The sequence below is a fragment of the Nocardia farcinica genome (assembly GCF_029867845.1).
In the GTDB taxonomy this organism is placed as follows: Bacteria; Actinomycetota; Actinomycetes; order Mycobacteriales; family Mycobacteriaceae; genus Nocardia; species Nocardia farcinica_A.
In genome coordinates, this window is the sequence record NZ_JARWRU010001303.1 from 1 (window position 1) to 4,200 (window position 4,200).

The window sequence follows — 4,200 nt, forward strand, 5'->3', positions numbered from 1 at the left end:
CCCCCCCCCCCCCCCCCCCCCCCCGCTGTTCCCGGCCGCTGTTCCCGGCGTTTTCGGGGGCGGTGGCCGGGTAGGCGTCGGGCAGGCCGGTCGGACCGGATGCGGCCGTACACCCGGAGGAGTCAGGCATGAAAGCGGTGACATGGCAGGGCAGGCGCAAGATCTCCGTCGAGGACGTGCCCGACCCGAAGATCGAGGAGCCCACCGACGCCATCGTGCGGATCACCTCCACCGCCATCTGCGGCTCGGACCTGCATCTGTACGAGGTGCTCGGGCCCTACATGCGCGCCGGTGACGTGCTCGGGCACGAGCCGATGGGCATCGTCGAGGAGATCGGCGGCGACGTGCGGAATCTGCGGGTGGGCGACCGGGTGGTGATCCCGTTCCAGATCAGCTGCGGCAGTTGCGTCATGTGCTCGACCGGGCTGATGACCCAGTGCGAGACCACGCAGGTCCGCGAGCACGGCAGCGGCGCGGCGCTTTTCGGCTATTCCGAGCTCTACGGCAGTGTGCCGGGCGGGCAGGCGCAGTACCTGCGGGTGCCGCACGCCGACTTCACCCACATCAAGGTGCCCGCCGAGGCCGGCGACCAGCGCTATCTGTACCTGTCGGACGTGCTGCCCACCGCCTGGCAGGCGGTGGAGTACGCCGCGATTCCCGAGGGCGGGTCGGTCACCGTGCTCGGCCTCGGCCCGATCGGCGACATGGCCTGCCGGGTGGCCGCGCACCGGGGGCACCGGGTGATCGGGGTGGATCTGGTGCCGGAGCGGCTGGCGCGGGTGGCGGCCCGCGGCGTCGAGGTGGTCGACCTGTCGGCCGTGGACGGCTCGCTGGGCGATGTGATCCGCGCGCAGACCGCGGGCCGCGGCACCGACGCGGTGATCGACGCGGTCGGCATGGAGGCGCACGGCTCGCCCGCGGGCGCGCTGGCGCATCGGTCGGCGGCGCTGCTGCCGGATTCGGTCGCGCAGAAAGTGATGGACACCGCGGGCATCGACCGGATGGCGGCCCTCGACGACGCCATCGACATCGTGGGGCGCGGCGGCACGCTCTCGCTGGTCGGCGTGTACGGCGGTATGGCCGACCCGCTGCCGATGAGGACACTTTTCGACAAACAGATCCAGCTGCGGATGGGCCAGGCCAATGTGAAGCGCTGGGCCCCGGACATCCTGCCGCTGCTCGGCGACGACGACCCGCTCGGCGTGGACTCCTTCGCCACCCACCGGCTCCCGCTGTCCGAGGCGCCGCGGGCCTACGAGATCTTCCAGCAGAAACAGGACGGCGCGGTCAAGATCGTGCTCGACCCAACAGCCTGATAGCTGTGGGACGCTGACCTCGTGGCATACGCGCGTGCGCTCGCCGCGATCTGCGCCGGGGGTGCGCCGAGCGCGATCCAGGAGTCGGCGAACTCGGCGGCGCGTCGCCGGGCGCGCCTCCCGTCCCCGGCGACCAGCACGGGCGGGACCGTGGCGCCGGGGGAGATGGCCACTTCGGTGCTGTCCGGCAGGACCGTGGCGCGGCCCGCGATCAGATCCGGCAACACCCGCAAAGCGGCGTCGGTGTCCTTCCCGCGACCGGCGAAGGACGCGCCCGCCGCGCCAGCCGAGATCGCCGTGCGCCGGGTTGCCGGTGCCGATACCGAGCAGCAGCCGGTCGCCGGAGACGTATTGCAGGCTCGCGATCTGCTTGGCGGCCCAGACGACCGGGCGCAGGGCGAGCAACAGGACGCCGTAGCCGATGCGGATGCGGTCGGTCACCGCGGCGGCGGTCGCGAGGGTGACGGTGCTGTCGAGGATCGGCGCACTGGCCACGAGATGGTCTGTGGACCACACCGATTCGAGACCGGCCTGCTCGGCGAAGCGGGCACTGGCGCGGATGTCACCGAGTATCGGCTGCGCCGGGTCGGGGGTCGAGGTGGGCAGGATGACGCCGATGTGCACGAGAACTCCTGGAAAACGGTGCGGGGGCAGGTCCGCCGAACAACTCCGCGTCGCCCGGATCTGTTCCGGGCACCCGGGTGACCATGTGCGCGAATCCCGCACCGCCGCTGTGAGATCGCACAACGGCGGCGATCCGTGACGTTCCGGGCCACCCTCGGCGAAACGTCCTCTCGATGCCCCCTTCGGAGGACGCCTCTCATAGCTGAGCAGCATGGTTGCCGATCGCCTCTTCCGATGGTGGACATCGGTGCGCTGCCGCGCCGAGTCGCGACATGCGGAGCGATGGTTACTTCCTGGAATTCGGTCCTACTTCTTGTAATAGTCTCCGCGAAATAAACAGCGCTCACCTCGCTAATCGGATGCCGGAAGTGTGCCAGCGGCCCGGTTCCGCGCCCGTCGGCGGCCGGTGATGTGACCCAACGCTCGGCGCGCCTCCGTCATCGGCCGCGCCGATGCGGTCATCATCGGCGACATGAAGTTGCCGGCGCTGTTGTCGAAGAACACCGAAACGCTGCCCGGCCGCACCGGGACAGCCCGGGTGGATCGCAACACCCGGCGCCTGCTGCGGCGCGTTGGACCGGGGGACATCGCCGTCCTCGACGAGATGGATCTGGACCGCATCACCGCCGACCGGCTGATCGAGGCGGGCGTCGTGGCGGTCGTCAACACCTCGCCCTCGATCTCGGGGCGCTATCCGAATCTCGGGCCGGAGGTGCTGGTGGCCAACGGCGTGCTGCTGATGGACACCGTCAGCTCCGACGCCTTCACCAAGATCAAGGACGGCAGCAAGGTCCGCATCCACGAGGGTGTCGTCTACGCCGACCGGTTGACCAAGAAGGAACCCGAGGCGCTGGTCGAGGGCATCGAGCTGACCGAGGACGACATCGTCGAGCGCATGATCGACGCGCGCAACGGCCTGGCCGACCACCTGGAGGCCTTCGCGGGCAACACCATCGAGTTCGTCCGCACCGAGAGCGCGCTGCTCATCGACGGCATCGGCGTGCCCGAACTCGAACTGGAGATGAAACAGCGCCACGTGGTCGTGGTCGCCGACGGCCCCGACCACGCCGACGATCTCAAGCGGCTCAAGCCGTTCATCAAGGAGTACGCGCCGATCATGGTCGGCGTCGGCCGTGGCGCGGACACCCTGGCCAAACAGGGTTATCGGCCGGACCTCATCGTCGGCGACCCCGAGGAGATCACCTCGGCCACCCTCAAGTGCGGCGCGGAGGTGATCCTGCCCGCCGACACCGACGGCCACGCCAAAGGGCTCGAGCGCATCCAGGACCTCGGCATCGGCGCCACCACCTTCCCCTCCTCCGGCGCGCCCGCCGACCTGGCGCTGCTGCTGGCCGAGCACCACGGGGCGGCACTGATCGTCACCGCGGGCGCGGCCGCCTCCCTCGACGACTTCTTCGACCGGGGCCGCCGCGACAGCAATCCGGCCACCTTCCTGACCAGGCTCAAGGTCGGCACCAAGCTCATGGACGCCAAGGCCGTGGCCACCCTGTACCGCAACCGGGTGTCCGGGGTCGCGGTGGCGATGGTGGTGCTGGCCGCGCTGATCGCGGTGATCGTGGTGTTGCTGGCCTCCAACAGCGGCACCGACGTGCTCGACTGGGGCATCGACACCTGGAACCGTTTCGCGCGCTGGTGCCAGGGCCTGTTCGACTCGGGCACGAGCTAGCCGGGGACCGCGATGATCTCGCTGCGTCAGCACGCCGTCTCCATCGCCGCGATCTTCCTCGCCCTCGCGATCGGGGTGGTGCTTGGTTCGCAGACCCTGGCCGCCGATCTGCTCTCCGGTCTGCGCTCGGACAAGGCCGCCTTGCGCGAACAGGTCGACGACCTCACCGAGCGCAACCAGCGGCTCACCGAGCAGGCCGACGCGGCGGACCGGTTCATCGCCGGTTCGGCCGGACGCATCCTCGGTGGGGTGCTGGCGGACCGTTCGGTGATCGTGTTCACCACCCCCGACGCCGATCCGGCGGATGTGGAGGCGGTGGGCAACGGCCTGGCCATCGCCGGGGCCTCCGTGACCGGACGGATCGCGCTCGAAGACGCCTTCCTCGACGCCGCCGAGGGCGACCGCCTGCGCACCGCGCTCACCAACACCATCCCCGCGGGCGCCCAGCTGCGCACCGGCGGCGTCGACCAGGGCAGCCTGGCCCGCGGCCGGCGCGGCCGCGCGCTGCTGCTAGCCCCCGCCCCCCGCCCCGCGCGCCCCGCCCCCCCCGGACTGGGCCGCGGGCGGGAGTCC

The 4,200-nt window shown here is 70.9% G+C and carries 3 protein-coding genes and 1 pseudogene; 3 read left to right on the forward strand and 1 reads right to left on the reverse strand.

Annotated elements, in window-relative coordinates:
• The first annotated feature begins 128 nt into the window (after positions 1 to 128).
• The gene (locus tag QH283_RS29175; protein ID WP_280506139.1) at positions 129 to 1,316 is read left to right on the forward strand and encodes an alcohol dehydrogenase catalytic domain-containing protein; all 1,188 of its coding nucleotides are present in this window, start codon (positions 129 to 131) and stop codon (positions 1,314 to 1,316) included.
• Positions 1,317 to 1,673: 357 nt separating this feature from the next.
• On the opposite strand, the pseudogene QH283_RS29180 reads toward QH283_RS29175, so the two are convergent.
• Positions 1,674 to 2,153 (reverse strand): annotated as a pseudogene (locus tag QH283_RS29180) (LLM class flavin-dependent oxidoreductase); the annotation flags it as partial.
• Between the two features lie 259 nt (positions 2,154 to 2,412).
• Between QH283_RS29180 and steA the strand changes: the two are divergent.
• Both steA and QH283_RS29190 read left to right on the forward strand, forming a co-directional pair.
• Entirely contained in the window at positions 2,413 to 3,627 is a 1,215-nt protein-coding gene (gene steA, locus QH283_RS29185; RefSeq protein ID WP_280506140.1) for a putative cytokinetic ring protein SteA, read from the forward strand.
• Between the two features lie 12 nt (positions 3,628 to 3,639).
• The coding region (locus QH283_RS29190) for a copper transporter (RefSeq protein ID WP_280506141.1) at positions 3,640 to 4,200 on the forward strand (561 nt) is incomplete at its 3' end.